At 46.8% G+C, this 19318-nt stretch carries 18 protein-coding genes and 1 pseudogene; 2 read left to right on the top strand and 17 right to left on the bottom strand.

The features are described from left to right. Window positions 1–101, top strand: a 101-nt coding sequence (locus tag JJE36_05910; GenBank protein MBK5211825.1) for an IS3 family transposase, incomplete at its 5' end; no start/stop codon positions are given. 108 nt (window positions 102–209) lie between these two features. Here the strand turns inward: JJE36_05910 and JJE36_05905 are convergent. The 7 genes from JJE36_05905 to JJE36_05875 all read right to left on the bottom strand — a co-directional run bounded on the left by JJE36_05905 (window position 210) and on the right by JJE36_05875 (window position 7828). Continuing rightward, on the bottom strand, window positions 210–860 hold the full coding sequence (locus JJE36_05905) for a cytochrome b/b6 domain-containing protein (GenBank protein ID MBK5211824.1): 651 nt from the start codon (window positions 858–860) through the stop codon (window positions 210–212). 113 nt (window positions 861–973) lie between these two features. Next, the gene (locus tag JJE36_05900; protein MBK5211823.1) at window positions 974–2596 is read right to left on the bottom strand and encodes a nickel-dependent hydrogenase large subunit; all 1623 of its coding nucleotides are present in this window, start codon (window positions 2594–2596) and stop codon (window positions 974–976) included. Between the two features lie 3 nt (window positions 2597–2599). Next, window positions 2600–3787, bottom strand: a complete 1188-nt coding sequence (locus JJE36_05895) for a hydrogenase small subunit (protein ID MBK5211822.1) — start codon at window positions 3785–3787, stop codon at window positions 2600–2602. A gap of 310 nt (window positions 3788–4097) precedes the next feature. Next, the gene (locus tag JJE36_05890) at window positions 4098–4598 is read right to left on the bottom strand and encodes a YbhB/YbcL family Raf kinase inhibitor-like protein (protein ID MBK5211821.1); all 501 of its coding nucleotides are present in this window, start codon (window positions 4596–4598) and stop codon (window positions 4098–4100) included. Window positions 4599–4726: 128 nt separating this feature from the next. Next, on the bottom strand, window positions 4727–6805 hold the full coding sequence (locus JJE36_05885; protein MBK5211820.1) for a heavy metal translocating P-type ATPase: 2079 nt from the start codon (window positions 6803–6805) through the stop codon (window positions 4727–4729). 3 nt (window positions 6806–6808) lie between these two features. Then, a complete protein-coding gene (locus JJE36_05880; GenBank protein MBK5211819.1) occupies window positions 6809–7174 on the bottom strand; it encodes a winged helix-turn-helix transcriptional regulator in 366 nt (121 codons plus the stop codon). A 60-nt stretch (window positions 7175–7234) separates the two neighbouring features. Beyond that, window positions 7235–7828, bottom strand: coding sequence for a hydrolase (locus tag JJE36_05875; GenBank protein MBK5211818.1), 594 nt, complete (start codon window positions 7826–7828; stop codon window positions 7235–7237). Window positions 7829–8043: 215 nt separating this feature from the next. Here JJE36_05875 and JJE36_05870 point away from each other — a divergent pair, with 215 nt between their 5' ends. Then, on the top strand, window positions 8044–8319 hold the full coding sequence (locus JJE36_05870) for a hypothetical protein (GenBank protein ID MBK5211817.1): 276 nt from the start codon (window positions 8044–8046) through the stop codon (window positions 8317–8319). Between the two features lie 95 nt (window positions 8320–8414). Here the strand turns inward: JJE36_05870 and JJE36_05865 are convergent. The 10 genes and pseudogenes from JJE36_05865 to JJE36_05820 all read right to left on the bottom strand — a co-directional run bounded on the left by JJE36_05865 (window position 8415) and on the right by JJE36_05820 (window position 19270). Continuing rightward, window positions 8415–9635: pseudogene (locus tag JJE36_05865) on the bottom strand (hypothetical protein). A 249-nt stretch (window positions 9636–9884) separates the two neighbouring features. Beyond that, entirely contained in the window at window positions 9885–11159 is a 1275-nt protein-coding gene (locus tag JJE36_05860; GenBank protein MBK5211816.1) for an MFS transporter, read from the bottom strand. A gap of 91 nt (window positions 11160–11250) precedes the next feature. Beyond that, window positions 11251–11751: an N-acetyltransferase gene (locus JJE36_05855; protein ID MBK5211815.1), complete on the bottom strand. Its 501-nt coding sequence runs from the start codon at window positions 11749–11751 to the stop codon at window positions 11251–11253. A gap of 74 nt (window positions 11752–11825) precedes the next feature. Further along, window positions 11826–13601 carry a diguanylate cyclase gene (locus tag JJE36_05850; GenBank protein ID MBK5211814.1) on the bottom strand — a complete coding sequence of 592 codons (1776 nt, stop codon included), beginning with the start codon at window positions 13599–13601 and terminating at the stop codon, window positions 11826–11828. A 69-nt stretch (window positions 13602–13670) separates the two neighbouring features. Further along, a complete protein-coding gene (locus JJE36_05845) occupies window positions 13671–14105 on the bottom strand; it encodes a response regulator (protein MBK5211813.1) in 435 nt (144 codons plus the stop codon). Window positions 14106–14107: 2 nt separating this feature from the next. Next, a complete protein-coding gene (locus JJE36_05840; GenBank protein MBK5211812.1) occupies window positions 14108–15790 on the bottom strand; it encodes a PAS domain S-box protein in 1683 nt (560 codons plus the stop codon). Between the two features lie 40 nt (window positions 15791–15830). Continuing rightward, entirely contained in the window at window positions 15831–15977 is a 147-nt protein-coding gene (locus JJE36_05835) for a hypothetical protein (GenBank protein ID MBK5211811.1), read from the bottom strand. A 42-nt stretch (window positions 15978–16019) separates the two neighbouring features. Then, a complete protein-coding gene (locus JJE36_05830) occupies window positions 16020–17177 on the bottom strand; it encodes a hydrolase (protein MBK5211810.1) in 1158 nt (385 codons plus the stop codon). Next, window positions 17167–17979 (bottom strand): hypothetical protein, encoded by an 813-nt coding sequence (locus tag JJE36_05825; protein ID MBK5211809.1) that lies wholly within the window; start codon window positions 17977–17979, stop codon window positions 17167–17169. The genes JJE36_05830 and JJE36_05825 overlap by 11 nt, the downstream gene beginning before the upstream one ends. 106 nt (window positions 17980–18085) lie before the next feature. Next, window positions 18086–19270: a hypothetical protein gene (locus JJE36_05820; GenBank protein MBK5211808.1), complete on the bottom strand. Its 1185-nt coding sequence runs from the start codon at window positions 19268–19270 to the stop codon at window positions 18086–18088. Window positions 19271–19318 lie beyond the last annotated feature (48 nt).

Here is a 19318-nt window from a genome sequence, read left to right as displayed (position 1 = left end):
TTCATGACTATATCAAGTGGTACAACACAGAAAGGATTCAGCTTAAACTAAAAGGACTGAGCCCGGTGGATTACCGGACTCAGTCCCAAAACGCCGCTTGAGGATTTATTTATCCCGTCCAACAAACGGGGTTCACACCATTTCGGACGCGTCGTTTTTTAGTGCAGATGATTCAAATGTTGCGAATCCATTGAGACCGAAACAAGTCTTTAAGCCTCATGTACCTCTGCGGTCGGATCTTCAATCCAAGCGAAGATGAGCTTGGTGGGAGCAAAGGTGTAGACATTTGCAAGGTAGACATGAATCATGGTGAAGCAGATAATGCCCCACATAATCCAGTAGTGTACGATGCGAACGGGCATCAATGCGCCGCCGCCAAATCCCGCGCCCGGATCAAACCATCCTGAAATCATATTGATTCCGGCCTGGAAGAACCCGAGGTTTTGGGTGACGGGCCACAGGCAAAAGCCTGTGTATCCCGCAAGAAGAATCAACACGGGAACCATCAAGTAGGCAATCTTTTGCAAGGAAGCATACTTTGCCGAGATGAGGTAGTCCTTCTTCATGAAGAGGTAATACTTCACGGTCGGCCAGAGCTGATGGCGGTTTTCCGTCTGGGGAAGCCAGTTCTTGATGTCTGTTTCCTTCTTGCGTGAAGCAAGTTGGTTTGCAGACTTAACGAAGAAGCTCATGATGATACGAGCAAACAAGTTAATGAGAATGACAAACATCCAGAAGAAGTGCGTGCCACGAGCCCATCCCATGAACCCACCGAAGAGCGGGAAGTGGATGTAGAATCCTGACAAAATCAAGAAGAACATGGACAGTACGTTAATCCAGTGCGTAATGAGAAACGGCATTGGAGTACCTTCGCGTAGTGGCTTGTGCGACATTATGAAACACCCCACTTTCGAGAGTAGACCGTGCCTGTTTTACCGGTTTCGCGTTCAATCACGTGAACGCCGCAACCGACTCAAGGATCAAAGCTGCGAACGATACGTGCAGCTTCAATCGGCTTCTCGACATCGGCGACTGGAGTACCTACCAGAGCCTGTTCCATCGGTCCGAGAACACCGCTCTTGTCACGAGGAGAGAGGTCCCATGTCGAGGGGGCGACAACTTGGTAGTTATCGATACGTCCACCCTTGACGTTGATGAAGTGTCCGACTGCGCCGCGAGGAGCTTCCCAGAGGCCGGCGCCTGAGCCGTCTTTAACCTCATAAGGCTCGAAGAACTTCGCATCGCCGGCTTTGACTACTCCGACGAGTTCGGTGACCCACTCGAGAGCCCAGTCGCAGATGAGTGCAGCTTCCAAGTTACGGGCGGCTACACGACCGAGCAAGGATACCAAGACGGTCGGATCATTGGTGCCGAGCTTACCGAGAGCGTAATCGACAATGCCCTTGATGGCCTTGTTGCTCTCGTTTTCGGGGCTGAGATAGCCGACGAGCATACGAGCGAGCGGACCGACTTCCATCGGTGCGTCGTCATAGCGAGGAGCTTTGGTCCATGAGTACTTACCTTCGAGGTCGTACGTTTTATCCGTCCACTCGCTGATTGCCTTGGTTTTACCTTCTTGCGGGTTGAGACCGGAGGGAGAGGCATACCATGAGTGCTCGACGTACTCTTTGACCTTGGACACATTCGGCTGAGATACGGTAAGTCCTTCGGCGGTCTTGATTATGCCTTGCGGGAGATAGCGATTCTCGGCCTTTTGATCCTCACGGTTGAAAGCACCCCATGCGAGGAAGTTTCCACAGCCGCCGCCGTAAGACAGCGCGCCTTTGTAGAAACCGCCGATGGCGAGGGTATCGGGAACCATTGCACCCCAGACCCAATCGCGTACTTTCTTCCAGCGATAGAGGAGGTCGTCGATTTTTTCTTCGGTCGGAACCCAAGCGGTACCGCCGGCGACCGAGGTCATGACGTGGGGGAACTTTCCTCCGAGCATGGCCATGATACGAGCGGCTTCAGCTTGCATCTCGAGTGCTTCGAGATAGTGGGCGACACCGATGAGGTGAAGTTCTGCAGGCATATCAGTCGCATAAAGTGCGTCGGCTTCAGCGGGGTTCTTGACAGGATCGATGCCCCACCAACCATTGCTGAAGATTGAGAGATCGCCGCCGGCGACAAGCGCTGCGAGACGATCCTGGACGGCCTTGAAGTCAGCAGTCTTGGTCCCTGCGGCCTCGGCGAGTGCGTAGGTGTCGGCGATGTTTGCCTGCAAAGCTTTCGCAGGGTTGACATAGTCGAGTGCGGCCAAGGTGTAGAACCACAGGATGTGGCTGTGTACGAATTCTGCCGCCTCGAGGATGTTACGAACTAAACGGGCTCCGTTCGGAATCGTGAGACCTGCGGCAGCTTCGACGGCCATTGAAGATGCGTGACCGTGCGAGGTAGGGCAAACGCCGCAAATACGCTGGGTGACATAGAACGCGTCGGTTGGGACGCGACCCTTGAGGACTGTTTCCATTCCACGGTACAGCGTGCTTACAACCCATGCATCCTTGATGACCCCGTTTTCGGCAACTGCCTCGATGCGAAGGTGACCTTCGATTCGGGTCAGTGGGTCGATGACGATATTGGTATTGGCCATGATTTAAGCACCTCCTTGTTTCTTTTGGTGCTTAGCGTCCCATTCTTTGACCGTTTCGGTTTCGAGATGGGCATTTTTGCCGATACGACCGGCTGCTTTCATACCGAATCCGTGAGCAATAAGACCGACTGCCGCAACCGCACCGATTCCGGCTGCAAGTTTCGTGGGCTCTACGCCGCCGCCTTGTAGGCCGAAGACTCCTTGACCGACACGGCGATAGCGTCCGCGGAACGGAGCGTTGTTGTCGACCCAGTTAAAGCTACCGCAACCGATGCACGGTCCGCCGGACTCGACACACCATGAAGTCTGATCATTCCAACGGGTAATCGGGCAACGACGCTTGGTCTGAGGACCTTTGCAACCCAGCGGATAGAGACAATAACCCTTCGCTTCTTCCTCTGAACCGAATTCATACACGAATTCACCGTTCTCGAAGTGTCCGCGGCGGGGGCAGTTGTCATGGATGGTCTGTCCGTAAAGATACTTGGGACGACCGTACTTGTCCAATTTCGGTACGAGTTTTTCCAGTCCGCCGAGCATCAATACATCGATGACGACTGCGGTGATCTCCTCCGGATTGACAGGGCAACCGGGAAGGTTGACGACAGGTGTCGCGATACTTTCGGAGGCGAGATACTGGGAAACGCCGGTACCGCCTGCAGGATTTGGATGCGCACGCACCCAACCGCCGTCAACGGCGCACGAGCCGACGGCGACGATGGCTGCGGCATCCTTTGCGAGGGTTTTGAGTTCCTCGATGAACGGTTTACCGGCAACACGAAGTGTGTTTCCGCCAAGCCCTGTCATGACTGCACCTTCTACAATCAAGATGTACTTACCTTTGTTAGCCTCGTGGCTAGCTTCAATTGCTTGCTCCGCATACTCGCCGGTTGCCATTTGGATAGTCTCCTGAGAGGGGATAGAAAGCAAATCCAAGACAATGTCGGCGACGTTCGGGTAGGTGGCTTGAGCGATAGATTCTGAACAACCGGTACATGATCCACCGTTAATCCAGAGCGCAGGGGTTAGCCCTGATTCAGCTGCTCCTTCGACTGCTGCAGCAACCGATGGCACCATAGCTGAGGACAGGCCGAGAACTGTAGCGGTCGAGCCGCAAAACTTCAAAAAGTCACGACGCGATACACCACGCTTCTCGAGCTTCTCATAAAATGAGATACCCGCATTCGTCATGCCATACACCTCCTTCTTCTAAAGCAAATCGATAATTTGGTAACGAAGAAAATGTCTTCCGACAATTTTTTCGCACCCTTCCAAATATAGAATGGGTGGGCGATGCAAGCTCCTTTCAAACGCCCGTTTATAATGTGAAAATGTGAAAAAAGGAAAAGACTCTTTTCTTTCTATAAGTTTAGTCTATTTATGGGGATTCGGTGTATAAAATTTTCAATAATGCAAAGAGGGGATTCCCCTGTCACGAACGACTCGAAACACGCGGGGAACGCCTGCATAGAGTCGTTTTTCAAGAGAGCTTTTGCGGCTCTCAAGCGCGGTAATATCCGGAAAGTGTGGCAGTATCGAGCACATGCCCCTGCATTTTACGGTAAAGCTCATTGAGAAAGAAACCGGAGCCGAGATCGAGCATGGTGTCGAGTGCGAATACATGGAGTTCGTAAAGATGGTCCGTGTCCGGTGGGGACATGCTTGTATAGTAGCTGGATTCTTCGATTGAATGAGCGCCTGCGAGAGGCGAAACATTGGAATTCGCGCCCTGTATGAAGTGCGAGTTCGAGATGGATTCATTTTCCGCGACCGTACTACGGTTGAGATTGGCTCCAACCCAGTGAATCCAAGAAAAGCCACAAACCGGAATCGCATCCTTATCTTCGAGCCAAAAGGCGAAAGACCCGGTGTCCTTCGGTGCTTCTGCGATCGAGAACGGTATTGAATAGTCTACTTTCCCGAAGGAATTCTTTTGATTACCCCGTTTTCCGAATCGGTCGAAGAAATATCCGCGCTCCAAACCGGTCGATGTGACGTTCATTTTTCCCTCACCTCTTTCATTACCGGATGCGATTCGTAAAGTATCGTTTCGGCTATGCACCGTATTCAACGTGATGGTCCCCGGTGGAAGATGGAACTTCTACGAGCATGTTTCATTTATAAAGAAATTCATAAAGAAAGTTTTTTAAGAGCACGAAGAGCATTGAAAATGGCGAGCACGGAGACGCCGACATCGGCAAAAACTGCGGCCCACATCGAGGCATACCCGAATGCGCCTAACACCAAAATCATACTCTTAATTGATAGCGCCAGGATAATGTTTTCCGATGCTATGCGTACGGTTTTTTTAGCCAGAATGATGGAAAGGGGGATATTGGTCAGACGATCATCGGTCAATACGATATCTGCAGCTTCGATGGCGGCATCCGATCCCAAATGACCCATTGCGATTCCAATGTCCGCACGCGCGATGACGGGCGCGTCGTTTATGCCGTCTCCAATGAACACCAGGTTCCCGCGGTTTTCTTCACGGGCCATCAATTCTTCCGTTATTGAAACCTTATCTTCCGGGAGGAGCTCGGAGTGGACGCTGTCGATTCCGAGCGCGCGTCCGACCTCATCGGCCACACTTTTCATATCCCCCGAAAGCATATGGATTTTTCGGATCCCCAGTTCATGCAGCGATGCAATGGCTTTGCGAGCGTCTTCCCGCAAGGTATCGGATACTATGATCCATCCGGCGGGTTTCGAGTTTATCAGCACGAAATGTGCGCTTTGTCCCGGTGAAAGTGCACTATCACCGAACGCATCGAACAGCTCGGTGGCGCATCCGAGAGCCTGTTTTACGAGGTGGGCGTTTCCGACGCGAATGACATTCTCGTTGACTCGAGCCTCGATACCGAGGCCGGCAAGTTCTGTCACGTCGGTGATTCGGTAGGCGTTCGATTCTCCTTCAAGCAGATTTTCGGATTGCGCTGCATCGCGAATCGATTTTGCAACGGGATGGTTCGAGTGCGCCTCGGCCAGTGCGGCGAACCGCAAGATTTCTTGGCGTGTGTAGTAAGGGCCCTCGGCGTCGAGGCTACGCGAAGCCCTGTTTTCATAGGGCACGACGCTTACCACAGAAAGCGATCCCGTGGTGAGCGTGCCGGTTTTATCGAACACGATCGTATCGGCCTTCGCGAGCGCTTCGAGGCTTCGACCTCCTTTAATGAGCACTCCGTTTCGTGATGCTCCGCCGATTCCTCCGAAAAAGGTGAGCGGTACAGAAATTACGAGTGCGCAAGGGCATGAAATCACAAGAAATACGAGCGCCCGGTAAATCCAATCATCAAACGATACAGGCACTCCTGCAATTTTTAGAATCAAGGGGATTACAATTCCGAGCACGAGCGCGGCCGCAACGACGGCGGGGGTGTAATAGCGTGCGAAACGAGTGATGAATTGCTCCGAAGTCGATTTATTGTCGCCGGCATTTTCCACCAACTCCAAGATTTTTGCGACGGCTGAATCGTCGTATGTGGAGGTGGTTAAAATCTTTATGGCATTTGATCCATTGACGAATCCCGACATGACCTCATCACCGGGGGCGATGGTGCGCGGGAGCGACTCGCCGGTCAGCATGGAGGTGTCAACCGGAGAAGTTCCGAAAATTATGCGACCGTCAAGTGGGATTCGCTCTCCGGGTCTGACCAAAATGAGGGAACCGACTGCGATACATTCCGGAGAGGTCGTGTCGAACTGTGACAGGTTTTCGGAAGTGGTGAGACTTATGTCTGCCGAGACTTCCTGCGGTGTCGCCATGAGGTGTGCCGTATCGGGTCGAATATCCATCAATGCACTGATCGACGTGCGAGATTTTGCGACGGCTTGTTCCCGGAAAGTTTCGCCGATTTGGTAGAACAGCATGACGGCGATTCCCTCGGGATACTGACCGATGAGGAATGCTCCGATGGAGGCGACGGACATGAGGAAATTTTCATTCAAAGGCTTGAATGCAATGAGGCCTTTTGCTGCTTTGAGAAAGATGTCATAGCCCGATATCACCAGTGCCGCGACATACAAGGCAATCGACAGAGAATGGTGCGAGGTCGATTGGAACAGGTAGCCGGCAACGGACAAAATGAGTCCGATTCCGATGGTTATGCCGCGGTTTCTCAGCTCATGATTCTGGATTTCATCGTTTATTTTCGACGAAGTTCGACTGTTTTTTGTCGTTTCGCATGAAGAGCAACTGCAGTCAGACATCGTTCACACCTCCGTCTCGGGAGGAAAGAACAACAGGTCCTCGTCGACGGGGCGGGGTGCGACCTCACCGATATGGGAAAGACCTTGGTCGAGAATGGTGAAAACATGGTCGTCGGCCAGAGCGTAGGAAATTGTTTTCCCTTTTCTGACGCCGCGCACGAGCCGACCGTTTTTCAAGACTCGGAGCTGGTGCGAAACGGCCGACTGCGTCATGCCGAGGTTACAGGCGAGATCGCTGACACAATAATCTCTTTCGGAGAGCGCATAAAGAATTTTAATGCGAGTCGAATCTCCGAATATCTTAAAGAGTTCGGCTAAATCGTAAAGAGTTTCCTCGGAAGGTGATGGTGACATAAAATCTCCTAACATGTGAGCATATGTTCATATGTTAGGAGATTGAGAAAGAGATGTCAAATCAAATAAACGGCATTACCGCGTAAGCGATTGAGTTTCGTCGTGTACGGATTGCTCGCAACTGCGCATGGCCGAGATGGTCGCTTCGAGTAAATCGTTGAGCTCCATATCGAGCATCAGCGCGCCTTGCTCGATGACTCCTCTGTCGCAACCTGCGGCAAATTTTTTGTCCTTGTATTTTTTTCGCAAGCTTTTCAGTTCCATGTCTTGTGTGCTTTTGGAGGGCCTCATCAACGCCGCCGCACCGATGAGGCCGGTGAGCTCGTCGGTGGCGAAAAGAATCTTTTCCATTTCGTGCTCAGGCTTGACGGTGGAACCCGACATTCCATATCCGTGGCTCACCACCCCATGAATGAACTCATCGCTCGCACCGATTTCTTTGAGGAGTTCGGGCGCTTTGACACAGTGCTGCTCGGGATATTGTTCGAAGTCGATGTCATGGAGCAATCCCACGAGTCCCCAAAATTCTTTTTCATCATCATAACTGCGCCCTTGCGCGAAGAAGCGCATGACGCCCTCCACAGTCAGCGCGTGCTGAATATGGAAAGGCTCTTTATTGTACTTTTGTAATAGATCGAGAGCTTGCGCTCGGGAGAAATTCTGGTCCATGGACGGAACTGCCACCTTTCAACAATATGTTTAAGTTACTTCTAAACAGTTTACCGGATAATTTGCGAAAAGCCCCGTCGTTCAGGGCAGGGATGGATAGCAAAGGTCTTGGCTCTTAATCTTGCGTCCGCTGCTGTTCCACATACTGCTGGATATCGGTGGACGACACGACTATCCTGACCTCAATAATAAGTTCTTCGAGAAAGGATTTGCTCATGACGGAGAAAAAGGTTTTTTCTGCGGAAGAAGCACAGACGATAGGCGCCGAGCTCGGTATAACGTGGGATAAATATGACGTCGAGCAATTCAGGATGGGCATGGATGTCGAATTGGAACACGGGCGCGTCGATGCGCACACCGATGTGACAGACGATGACCCGAAGACCACCGGCAAGATCGCCCTGGCACACCTCAACGAGTATCCCGACTATTACACACGCCTTGCAAAAATGGAAAACGAGGCCGAGGATTACTGGACCGGTAAAGAATAGTCGAGGTCTGTCACATGGACGGCTGGACTATCGTTATGATGCTGATCCGGCGTCGATGATTTGCTCTCTCTGAGGGGCTTTGCGAATTGATTGACGACTTTTTTCCATAGGGCTTGGGTCTCGATGAATTCACGATAATGTTTTTTGACGTTTTTGTGATATTTGTCCAGTTCGACCAAGATGTTTTCAAAAGCAGGTTCAGAAAAAAACTCGCAAATACTGGGGATGGTCGACTCGAGACGTACTCTCATGTCATCAATCAGTTTTTCATATTCTTCAGGTTGGGTGATGTAGAGAAATAACGGTTTATAGCGAACCCATCCGATACATGCGTCGTAAAACCTTTTGACGTTCTTTTCATCGTCGGATGAAATGAATTTCAGTTTGGTCGGCAAGACGCCTTCCAGCAGATGGTGATAGGTCGAAAATCCGTCATGAAACGTATAACAAGGAATCGATAGGACGGTTCTGTCGGTGAGCAAGGTGCTGAGGAACGCATCTTCTCCCCGTGCTCCCGGCGGATTGTAAAAGGGCAAAGCGCGCTTCGCGTCGGTCAGATTGATACAAAGGTTTGAGCCCGAGATGAATTTTGCATGATTGATTTCGGGCACTTCGTATGCCACGTCGTTTAAAAGTATCGTGGTGTCCGCATAAGTGACGCCACCGTTTTTCATGACCCGCTCTACCGAACTCCAATTGATGATGTCGTTGCTGATCGCTTCGATAAATAGGCGGAAATCATCTTTATTCAGTGTTTCATCGAATTCGATGTTGGGAATGGGCGAAACATATCCGCAGTGGTGGCCATGCGTGACATCTGCTTGGCTTATGTATTCGAGGTGGGTGGAAAGGATTTCTTGGCCACCCCACAAAGCGGTTCGCTTGGTGTCGGCGACCGTTAAAGGATACTCATCGTCGTCAAGAAAAATCAGATAGTCGATATTATTTTTCAATGCGTAGTAAAGTATCGCATTTCGTTGTCCCGCATAGCCTTTTTCAAAGATTTTAATCGCTTCGTTTGTTTTGATGACACCTTCATGGACAAGACGATTGATCTCTTTTGTCATGTTGTTCTTATCGATGAAGACGATGTCGTCAAGTTGGTCTTTGAGTTTCTGCTGGATGTCGGTGTAATCTTCGCTCTTGGTCTCATTGTAGGTGAGATCGTATGCGACAAAGATGTTGAGGCTGACGTCGGCATTGTCGACGAGACCGGATTCTTTCCAGTTGTAGATGTCGGTCGAAAGGACATCCTGGAAGTTTTTTCTTCCGGTGGCAAAGCCGATACCGACTTTTAATTTCTTATTGCCTGACAATGCGAGTACCTTCTTTCTTGTGGCAAGACAGAGCGCTGCCGAATTTTTTGTAGGAGATTTCTTTTTGAAAGAATTTCTTACACATCGAGGGTATATTGCTACAATATGGAACACTGAATTTCGTGATTACGTAGCAATAATATCCGAATTACGACCTTCGAAATAGGTCGGCAGAATGCAATTACGCCCTTTCATCATGCTCTCGTTGTGCACGTATTGCAAGGCGAGCCATCGCGGGATAACTCAAAATCATTCACTTATTTCTTCCAGTGATTTCCCCATGGTCTCGCGACCGAAGATTCCCACTACGAGTGCCACGAGTGCAAATACTCCTGCAAGGAGAATGAACACGTATGAATAACCGGTTTTCTTTCCGTAAAGTTCATAGATTACCGGCACGATGAACGGCGCAATGAACGCGCCTATGCGCCCGAACGCCGCCGCCCAACCTGCACCGCTTGCGCGAAATGCAGTCGGGTACATTTCCGGAGTGTAAGCGTAAACGCAGCCCCATGCACCGAGGCTGAAGAAGTACAAGAGGCTGCCGAAAGTCAGGATTTCTGTGACGTTTCCGGCGTGCCCGAAAAGCCATGCGGCTACGGCTGTTCCGGCAAAATAGACGGCGAGAATCTTCTTCCGTCCGATTTTTTCTATCAAGTATGCGGCGCTGAAGTAACCGGGCAATTGCGCCAAGCACATTATGAGGGTGAACTCGAAACTTTTTACGAGGTTAAACCCCTGTGCCACGAGCAATGTCGGCGTCCAGAGAACGAAGCCATAGTATCCGAAGTTTATTCCGAACCATACCACCCACAAGACGATGGTGCTGCGGAGATACTTGCGTTTCCATAGATCCGAAAACGCGACATGCGGTCGTGCCGAAACCGCAACTCCTTGATCGGATATTCCAGGCGTAGAGTGTGCGGCCGATGTCGAGGGTTGAATGCCTGCCTGAGACTCCATGATGCTCACGAGTGCCTCAGCTTCGTCGGTGCGTCCTGCGCGTTCGAGATAGCGCGGTGATTCAGGCACTTGATGGCGCAGAACGGCGGCGAATAATGCGGGTATACCGCCGACGATGAACGCGATGCGCCATCCATAAATCGGTATGAGGAGAAAAGCGACGAGGGCTGCAAGTATCCAACCCCATGCCCAGAAGCTTTCGAGAATGATGACGTTGCGACCGCGAATTTTTTTCGGTGAGAATTCGCTGACCAGGGTTGACGCTGCCGGGAGTTCTCCTCCGAGTCCGAATCCGGTGATGAATCGCAAACCGAGCAGCATGTAATAGCTGGTGGAAAATCCCGAGAGAATACTGGCGAATCCATAAATCAACAACGTGAGCATCACAATGTTACGGCGGCCCCATTTATCGGCGGCCATACCCGAAATTGCTGCGCCCACCGCCATGCCGAGCATGCTGATGCTGCCGAGTAATCCGAGCTGACCGGCGGTGAGGGCCCAGCTTTTTCCAATGGTCGCCATAACGCCTGAAACCATCCCCTGATCCATGGCGTCAAACATCCAGCCGATACCGGTGAGGAGGAGTATTTTCTTAAGAAGGGGAGTGACCGGTAGCTTGTCGATACGCGAAGAGATGCTCAACTCTTTGTTCCTAACAATCGATTATTTTTTGGTAGACGACGACATCCAGCGATTTTCCGAATTTTTTTCCAACTTCTTTATAGCGGGCACACCTTGTGTATCCGCACTTTTCGAAAAGCTTCACGCTTGCGGCGTTTTCTCCGCAAATCGTCGCCAAGAGGACGTGCAGTTCTTTTGTGGAAGCGTAGCTTTCGATGAAATCGAGCGCGAGGTTTCCGATCCCCTTGCCGGTGAAGTCGCTTTTCAGATAGATGGTGACCTCGGCAGTGCCGTCGTATGCCTCCCTCTTTTTGAACTGGGTCAATAGCACGTAGCCGCATAGACTTTCGTCTTGGAATATGACGAAAGTCTTATATACCGGACTCTCGAAAATCACCAGATCTTTCATTTCGTTCATTGAAAGTACATGGGAGTGAAAGGTCGCAGTCGTGTGCAATACGTAATGATTGTAGATATCCAAGACCACCGGCAAATGCTCGGTGGCAAGTTCTGCGAATTGAATGGTATCCATTGAGGTAGATCCTTTCCGAATTTCTGTAACTCGCGTGCGATGACATAATTTTGGAAACATATCTAAACATTTATTTATATTTTGTTAAGCTGTTCCCACTTTTGCCCTAAAACCTTTTCAATGAATACCTTGGCAACATCTGGATCAAACTGGGTGCCGGAGCATCTCATTATTTCGTTTATGGCTTCTTCCTCACTCAAAGTTTTATCATAAGTCCTATCACTAGTCATAGCATCATAGGAATCTGCAACGGCAATAATCCTTGAAGGCAATGAAATTTCTTCGCCCTTAAGACCTCTCGGATATCCTTTTCCATCCCATCTTTCATGATGCTCAAGAATATCCTCTGCTATTAAAGGAAATTTAATGACCGCGCTTAATATTCGATACCCTATTTCAGGGTGTCTCTGCTTCTTTTCCCATTCATCTTTGCTCAGCTTTCCGGGTTTATTGAGAATTTTTTCATCAATTTCCATTTTCCCTATATCATGTATTAGTCCAGCTGTTCTAATCTGAAAAACATCATTCTCATTAAAATCCATCTTGGTTGCGATAGCTTCACAGACTTCACTAACTCTTATAGAATGCGACCGCTCTATGCTGGTTTTTTTGTAGAGCGTATTCAAAATCAAGTCTATTGTTTTGCTTCTAGCGCCAAGACTTTCAGAGTGCTTATGCTGATACATACGATCTTCAGCATATTTAAATATCTCTTGAAGATTTTCTTCCTCGTTGCTTTTTGTTGCGTAACCAAAGGAAATAGAAATTTCAATGTTGCCTACTTTTTCTTTTAAGGACAAATCCTTGATACGTTTAATGATTCGTTCTGTTTCAAAAGCATCCGTTTTAGGCAGTATAATAACAAATTCATCCCCTCCGAGTCTGGCAATAATATCGTCAGCTCGGCATGCGTGGTTTATCACTCCTGCTGCTTTCCTGAGAAGCTCATCACCCATGGTATGTCCAAAGGAATCATTGATCAGTTTTAATCCGTTTATATCACCCATAACAATAGTTAGAGGAAAGTTTCTTTTTGTATCAAGTCTCTTTAATTCTTCTTCATAAAATCTTCGGTTGTACAGCCCCGTAAGATGGTCATGATTAATTGAACGAAGGATTTCTTCTTCAGCCTTTTGCCTATCGGTGACATCATGAACGAAACAGATGAATAATTTTTCGTTTGGTATAAAAGTGATGTTATTGTGTACGTTGAAGAATGTTCCATCGTTTTTACGATGTCTGCTGTTAAATTGATCCCATCCTTTATCGATAATCTTTTGGACACGTGCGTCAGTTTGTTTGTCCGATTCATCAAAATCCAAATCGTTGATATTCATGGAGAGTAAAATCTCTCTGGAATATTCGCTTATTTTGCAATAGGCGTCGTTGACTTCCAAAAAACGGCCCTCTATGTCCAAAATAAAGAACCCGTCAATTGAAGTTTGTGTCAGGGTTTTATATCGTTCCCCGATTTTAATAAGGGATAAATTGGCTTCCCTTAGATCATTCTGATCTTTTGATTCCTTCAGCGCTCTTTCCATAGAATATTTCAGACGTCCCAATTTATTTTTTAAAATATAATCCGTCGCGCCTTGCTTCAAAAGTTCCACGGCGGATTCTTCTCCTATGAACCCGGATACGCATAAAAACGGCGTGGATGGGCATATCGATTTAGCATGCTCCAGTGCCGCGAACCCGTCAAACCCGTGCAAAATAAAGTCCGCAAGAATCAAATCATACGTATCTTTAGATATCGCTAAAATAAAATCCGCCTCATTTGTGACCACATTGATTTGGATTTCGGATCCGAAATTTTCAAGTAAATACTCTTTTATAAGTTCAGCATCCATGGGGGAATCTTCCAAGGACAGTATATGCAATGGACATTTCTTGTCATTTTTGCACGTCATAAGTTCCCTCTATTCATGGGGCAACTCGTTGATAATCAACCAAAAGTCCGTCAGCTGTTTTAACATATCTAGTAAAGAAGAAAAATCAATCGGTTTTACAATATAGGCATTTACTCTCAAGTCATACCCTTTTATTAAATCCTTTTCCTCCCGGGAGGACGTCAGCATAATAACAGGAATGTGCTTGAATTTCGCATCTTTTTTAACAATTGTTAGGAATTCCAGCCCATTCATTCTTGGCATTTTCAAATCCAATAAAATCATACTGGGATTCATTGTTTTTCTGTCTTTAAAGGGGCCTTCAAACCTTAAATATTCCAACGCTTCTATACCGTCACGGGTTACAACGATTGGATTTGCAATTCTGTTTTCTTTTAATGCTTCCAATGTCAGCTCAATGTCCAAGGGGTTGTCCTCGATATAAAGAATAGTTTTCATTACCATTTTTACCTTTCCTTTCTTTTAATTAAAGAGAAGAAGAAGGCGGCCCCTTCTCCGACCTTGCCTTCAGCCCAGATTCTCCCGCCATGTCTTGCGATTATTTTTTGAACGGTTGCAAGTCCTATCCCGGTGCCCTCGAAATTCTCTTGAAGGTGCAAACGTTGAAAAACTGTAAATAATTTTGCTGCGTAGTTCATATCGAAACCTGCGCCATTATCCTTGATATAGTAAATTATTTCAGTCTCGTTTTCTTCTGCGCCAATGGATATTTTCGCCAGATCTTTTTTCTTGGAAAATTTTATTGCGTTTTCAATAAGGTTATTCCAGACTGATTTTATCATTTCAAGGTCACCGAAAGCGGGTGGCAGGGGATTGATATGGAATTCTATTCTGTGCTGTTGGTCCTGCTCTCTATTAGGTTGAATCAAAGCATCCACTATTTCATTCATATCGAGCAACTTTTGGTTCATTTCTAGTCTTCCGGTTCTTGAAAATTGAAGCAGTCCATCGATTAGCTCTCCCATGTTCGTAGCAGAAAGAGAAATGTTGTCAAGATAACGAAGGCCTTCTGCAGGAAGCAGGTTCGTGTGTTTTTTCACTAATAATGAAATGTATCCTGTTATATGTCTTAAAGGGGCTTTCAAATCATGGGATACGGAATAGGAAAACGCTTCTAACTCTTTGTTCACAGATTCAAGCTGAGCCGTTCTCTCAGCGACGCGAGATTCCAATTGGTTGTTAAACTCTTCTGTTTTTTTCCGCTGAATAAAAAGTTCTTCGTTGGCAATGGCTAACTCCACAGCACGTTTCTCTTTTTCTTCGTTTTGGATAACCAACTCTTTATTTGCAATGATTAATTCTGCTGCGCGCTTTTCTTTTTCTTCATTTTGAAACACCAGCTCTTTGTTGGCGATAAGTAACTCTGCCGCCCTGTCCGCCTTCTCACCAGTTTGAAAAGCCAGCTCTTTGTTGGCGAGAAGTAGCTCTGCTGCTCTGTCTGCTTTCTCTCCGCTTTGAAAGACAAGCTCTTCATCAGCAATCACTAGCTCTGCTGCCCTGTCTGCCTTCTCTCCAGTCTGAAAGATGAGCTCTCTATTTGCCAGGACTAGCTCTGCTGCTCTTTTATCCTTTTCGTCATTTTGAAACGCCAGCTCTTTGTTGGCTACAACGAGTTCCTCCGCACGTTTCTCTTTTTCTTCGTTTTGAAAAACAAGTTCTTTATTTGCAATGATTAATTCGGCTGTTTTTTGTTGAACGATTGATTCAAGATTGTTTTTAAAATCAATAAGCTCGTTTTCATATTTTTTTATTGCAGAAATATCCCTTACAGCAGCAAACACTCCGATTATTTGACCTTCATTGTCTTTATGCAGGGATGCATTATATAAAACAGGAATGGATGATCCATTGATATGTTTGAGATAAAGTTCATAATCAACGACCTTGCCAACATCAAAGACTTGTTTATATCCAGCGCGAACCTTGTCAGGCTCGGTAAAGTATTCTGAAAAGTCCGTGCCGATTATCTTTTCTTTAGGAAGTCCTGTAGCCTTTTCTGTTGCAGAATTGGCATCTGTTATTATGCCATCGGGTCCTATCGTTACGATGGGGTCAAGGCTTGCTTCAAGCAAGCTGCGGTTATGTTCCCACCCCTTATTTGCTTTTTCCATATTCTTATCTCCAGTCAATCAGAGCACTACCATTGTAGTGGATATTATATTTCCTTTTTTATGAGGCTACACGTGACATCAAGATAATACACTCAACATGATGAGTGTGCGGGAAAAGGTCGACGGGCTTAACCTCAACGATTGAATATCCACCATTAACAAGCAGTCTTAAGTCGCGAGCAAGTGTGGCGGGGTCGCACGACACGTAGACGAGTTTCTTGAGGTACTCGAGTCAGGTAATTCAAAATCAGTGTTGTAAGTTTTCTTTGAACCAGTCCGGGTTTTCGGTGTGTATCGGTAAAATTTCTGTCGGGTTTGTTTTTGCAATCAGCTGGTTTATGGCTTTGGCATCGGCGTGCCCGCTTGTGTGCAAAGTTATTACCTTAAGTCCCAATTCTCGGCAAACTTTCAAAAAAGTTTTCACGGACTCTGTCTCTTTGTATCCGTCCCAAAATGAATAGATGAGGCATCCGTTTTCAAAACTCATCAGTTTGGACAAAGAGCGCAGATATCTTGACATTGAAGTCCTAACGCACATGACGAATTGTGCCCCGGAGATAAATTCTTTTCCAACCCTATTTTGATATTTGCATAAGCCGTCATATCTTCGGGAGTTTGTCATGAATGGGAAGACGTCGTCGAACGCGGGATTTGGGATATTTCCTCCAATGGACGAGGTTATATCCGCCATATATAGATCCTGTAAAAATATTCTCCTACAGCGTTTTGCCGCACGATACATGGTGACGATTCTGTCGATATTCGTCGAAGACTGCAAAACAAAAACGGGACCGTCGGTGTCTTTCAGGCAGTTCACGACTTCCTCTTCAAGCTCAGTTTCGGTCTTGGAAACATGATTCTTTCGGGAAAGGGTCGTGCCTTCGCAAATAAGTCTGTCGATCTTATCCGGAAGTTGCGCTAATAGTCTGCTGTACGATTTTCTTCCATTGGAGCGGAAGTCCCCCGTATAGAGAATGCTTTCGTTATCAGCCTCGCAAAGAAGCATATAGCTATCGAAGGCGGAGTGGTCGCACAGATAGGGAGTTACGCTAATATCGTTTATCACAATTGGAATGCCGTGATGGAGGAACCCTTTCGGGGCAATGCTCGATACCCCTTTGTAGTCATCGGCCGCCCTGACGATCTTGTAGCTTGACTCGCCGATATAGAGCGGAATATCTCGATTGATAAAATAGGCTAGACCTAAGTGATCGCTGTGGTAATGCGATATGAATACACCGTCGTAACCCTTGCCGTTGAACAGGCCTTCAATAGCAGGCAAATCCTTATTGTTGGCCTCGCAAAGGTCTAGACCGACATCAAACAGTATTTTTGTGCTTGCAGTTGCTATTTCGATGATGTTTCCACCTATTTGGTTTTGACCTCGATGGATTTTAACGTCCATAGCTCATCAAATCCTCTGCACATTCAAGACGAATGAGATGTTCATCGTTTCCCATGAACAGGATTTTGGCGGGGAGGGTGTCAGATATTTGATTTATCTCATTTTGTAGTGCCATGCTCTGTTCGTTGTATTCCGCAAACAAAAAGAGAATTTCAGAACCATGTATCTCATGTTTGCAAATGGGCTTATCGACAAGACCTAACTTGTATTTTGCGTCGGAAATACTCACGACTGAGTTTATCAATTCATCTCTTGTCTGATCATCGTTGAGAATATCGCATATATCTTTGTAATGTTTTGCTATGCCGGCTTTCCCGGATATGGCACCTTTGCCCAATTTGTTTTCAACGATAATTATTTTGTTATCAGCAAAGAGGATCATATCGAGGCGGGATGTATGCTTTATTTGATACTCGATATCCACAATGCATGAATTGGACTTTACGAGATCGTGCTGAAATTCTCTCTCGGGTTTCGGATGGACCTTAAACCAACCGTCCATTTCAGAAATCATTAAATCGAGCGATTGCGTATAGCCATCGATGTCATTTGTTTTAAGCGAGTTGAGCAATTCGTAATTTGTTTCGTTGCCTTTGTTCAAGCAATATTTCGAATCGAAGAATATCCGGTAGCTATTTTTATACTGGGTGATCTTCAATAAATTGCCACCGCGATAATATATATTGATGTGGTTATTTCTAATCTCAAGGCAGAGGCTGTCGTCGGCTTTCACTCGGCGTAAGAAGGCTGAAAAAACTCCTTCTCTTAAATCATCGATGAATCTGTCATCAATCTTTCTCATGCAAGGGTCCTTTTCGTCGGCGCTACTGTTTCGATGTGGCTCGAGAGTGCGGTCCGTTCCGTTTATTCAGTTAAGTCCACTGGCTTAACTGAATAAACGGAACATATCAGCTTTCTGACAGACTGAAATAAATGTTTTCTTGATCAAATAGAAGTTCCACCGGCTGATTATACAATCTATTAACGGCACTGATATTTTCAATGAATGGACGAACGCAGTCGCTCAGCTCATTGTCGAACTGCTTCATGGTCTGATAGGTTCTTTCTGATGCGCGCATTTCACGACCGTCTCCCACTTTAATGAGTGATGTCCCGTCTAATTGCCATTTGCTAATTACAGGAACTTTTGTTATGGCTTTTCCTGCCTCTGTCAAGGCTTTCCCTGCGCCTTTTAAGCCACCTGCAACACTATTTGATAGGTGAGACTGTATTGAAGACTTAGCGTATTCCTCGATTAGGTCATAGCACTTTTTATAGAGTTCTTGATATCTTAACGAGTATTCTTCTATCTTATTGGAAACACCTTCAAGATACGCCGAGTCATGGTTTTCCAGGAGTACAACTTCCATGAAGGCGGAAAATGAGTAAAGATATAGGGCCAGTCGGTAGTCGTTGAACTCAGACCGTATTTTTCCAAGCCGTTTCTTCACTTCTTGATCGCTGTGAAGGAAAGATTTTTTGTTGATTTTTGACGTTATTTGTTCTTTATGGAAATCGATTTTTCTTTCTGCTGACTGCTTAATATCTAGAACTTTATTATGATTGTTATTTTTGAATTTATCGTTATCCCAGTTGAACTTATAGTTATTAAGAATATCCGTTAAAATATTCAGATCGCCCTTGAGTTCCGACTTTTCCTTCTGTACTAAAAAACCAATAATTTCTTGCTGTATCTCTTGGATAATATCGAGTTTCTTATCGATACCCTTTAGCGCAACTGCCATAAATAGCATTGTTGGATTGCAAACGAGGGGATTCAGTATCGCCTGTCCTCCTCCCACGGCGCCATTCCCCTTCAAAACACTTCCTAGGTACCCGGAACCATTTTGAAATTCTGCCAGGTGCCCACCTTTTGGAATTGTTACTTTATATAATCCGGTCGAAGCTTGGCCACCATTTACGACATTTTGAAATGCCGCAACCAGAGGCTCGAAAGCAGTTCCCATAGCTGGTATTCTCGAAAGGGGAAATTTAGTGTATTTCGCCATGTCTACTTCTTCTACGGAAGAGGGGTAATACTCCACGTTCTTCATTGTATTCAATATCTCAATTGTCTTATTGTTTTCTTCCATTTGAAATCACCTATCCTATCCGTTAAACCGTGTATGCAAATATTATTT

Source organism: Coriobacteriia bacterium (assembly GCA_016649875.1).
Lineage (GTDB): Bacteria > Actinomycetota > Coriobacteriia > WRKU01 > JAENWW01 > JAENWW01.
Note: the sequence above shows the minus strand (reverse complement) of the source record. Positions and strands in the feature narration are given on the sequence as shown.

Bases quoted from the DNA above. Each gene is read 5' to 3' on its own strand.
- JJE36_05905 (MBK5211824.1), bottom strand. From the start codon at position 860: ATGCCGTTTCTCATTACGCACTGGATTAACGTACTGTCCATGTTCTTC.
- JJE36_05900 (MBK5211823.1), bottom strand. From the start codon at position 2,596: ATGGCCAATACCAATATCGTCATCGACCCACTGACCCGAATCGAAGGT.
- JJE36_05895 (MBK5211822.1), bottom strand. From the start codon at position 3,787: ATGACGAATGCGGGTATCTCATTTTATGAGAAGCTCGAGAAGCGTGGT.
- JJE36_05890 (MBK5211821.1), bottom strand. From the start codon at position 4,598: ATGAACGTCACATCGACCGGTTTGGAGCGCGGATATTTCTTCGACCGA.
- JJE36_05885 (MBK5211820.1), bottom strand. From the start codon at position 6,805: ATGTCTGACTGCAGTTGCTCTTCATGCGAAACGACAAAAAACAGTCGA.
- JJE36_05880 (MBK5211819.1), bottom strand. From the start codon at position 7,174: ATGTTAGGAGATTTTATGTCACCATCACCTTCCGAGGAAACTCTTTAC.
- JJE36_05875 (MBK5211818.1), bottom strand. From the start codon at position 7,828: ATGGACCAGAATTTCTCCCGAGCGCAAGCTCTCGATCTATTACAAAAG.
- JJE36_05870 (MBK5211817.1), top strand. From the start codon at position 8,044: ATGACGGAGAAAAAGGTTTTTTCTGCGGAAGAAGCACAGACGATAGGC.
- JJE36_05860 (MBK5211816.1), bottom strand. From the start codon at position 11,159: ATGTTTGACGCCATGGATCAGGGGATGGTTTCAGGCGTTATGGCGACC.
- JJE36_05855 (MBK5211815.1), bottom strand. From the start codon at position 11,751: ATGGATACCATTCAATTCGCAGAACTTGCCACCGAGCATTTGCCGGTG.
- JJE36_05850 (MBK5211814.1), bottom strand. From the start codon at position 13,601: ATGGATGCTGAACTTATAAAAGAGTATTTACTTGAAAATTTCGGATCC.
- JJE36_05845 (MBK5211813.1), bottom strand. From the start codon at position 14,105: ATGGTAATGAAAACTATTCTTTATATCGAGGACAACCCCTTGGACATT.
- JJE36_05830 (MBK5211810.1), bottom strand. From the start codon at position 17,177: ATGGACGTTAAAATCCATCGAGGTCAAAACCAAATAGGTGGAAACATC.
- JJE36_05825 (MBK5211809.1), bottom strand. From the start codon at position 17,979: ATGAGAAAGATTGATGACAGATTCATCGATGATTTAAGAGAAGGAGTT.
- JJE36_05820 (MBK5211808.1), bottom strand. From the start codon at position 19,270: ATGGAAGAAAACAATAAGACAATTGAGATATTGAATACAATGAAGAAC.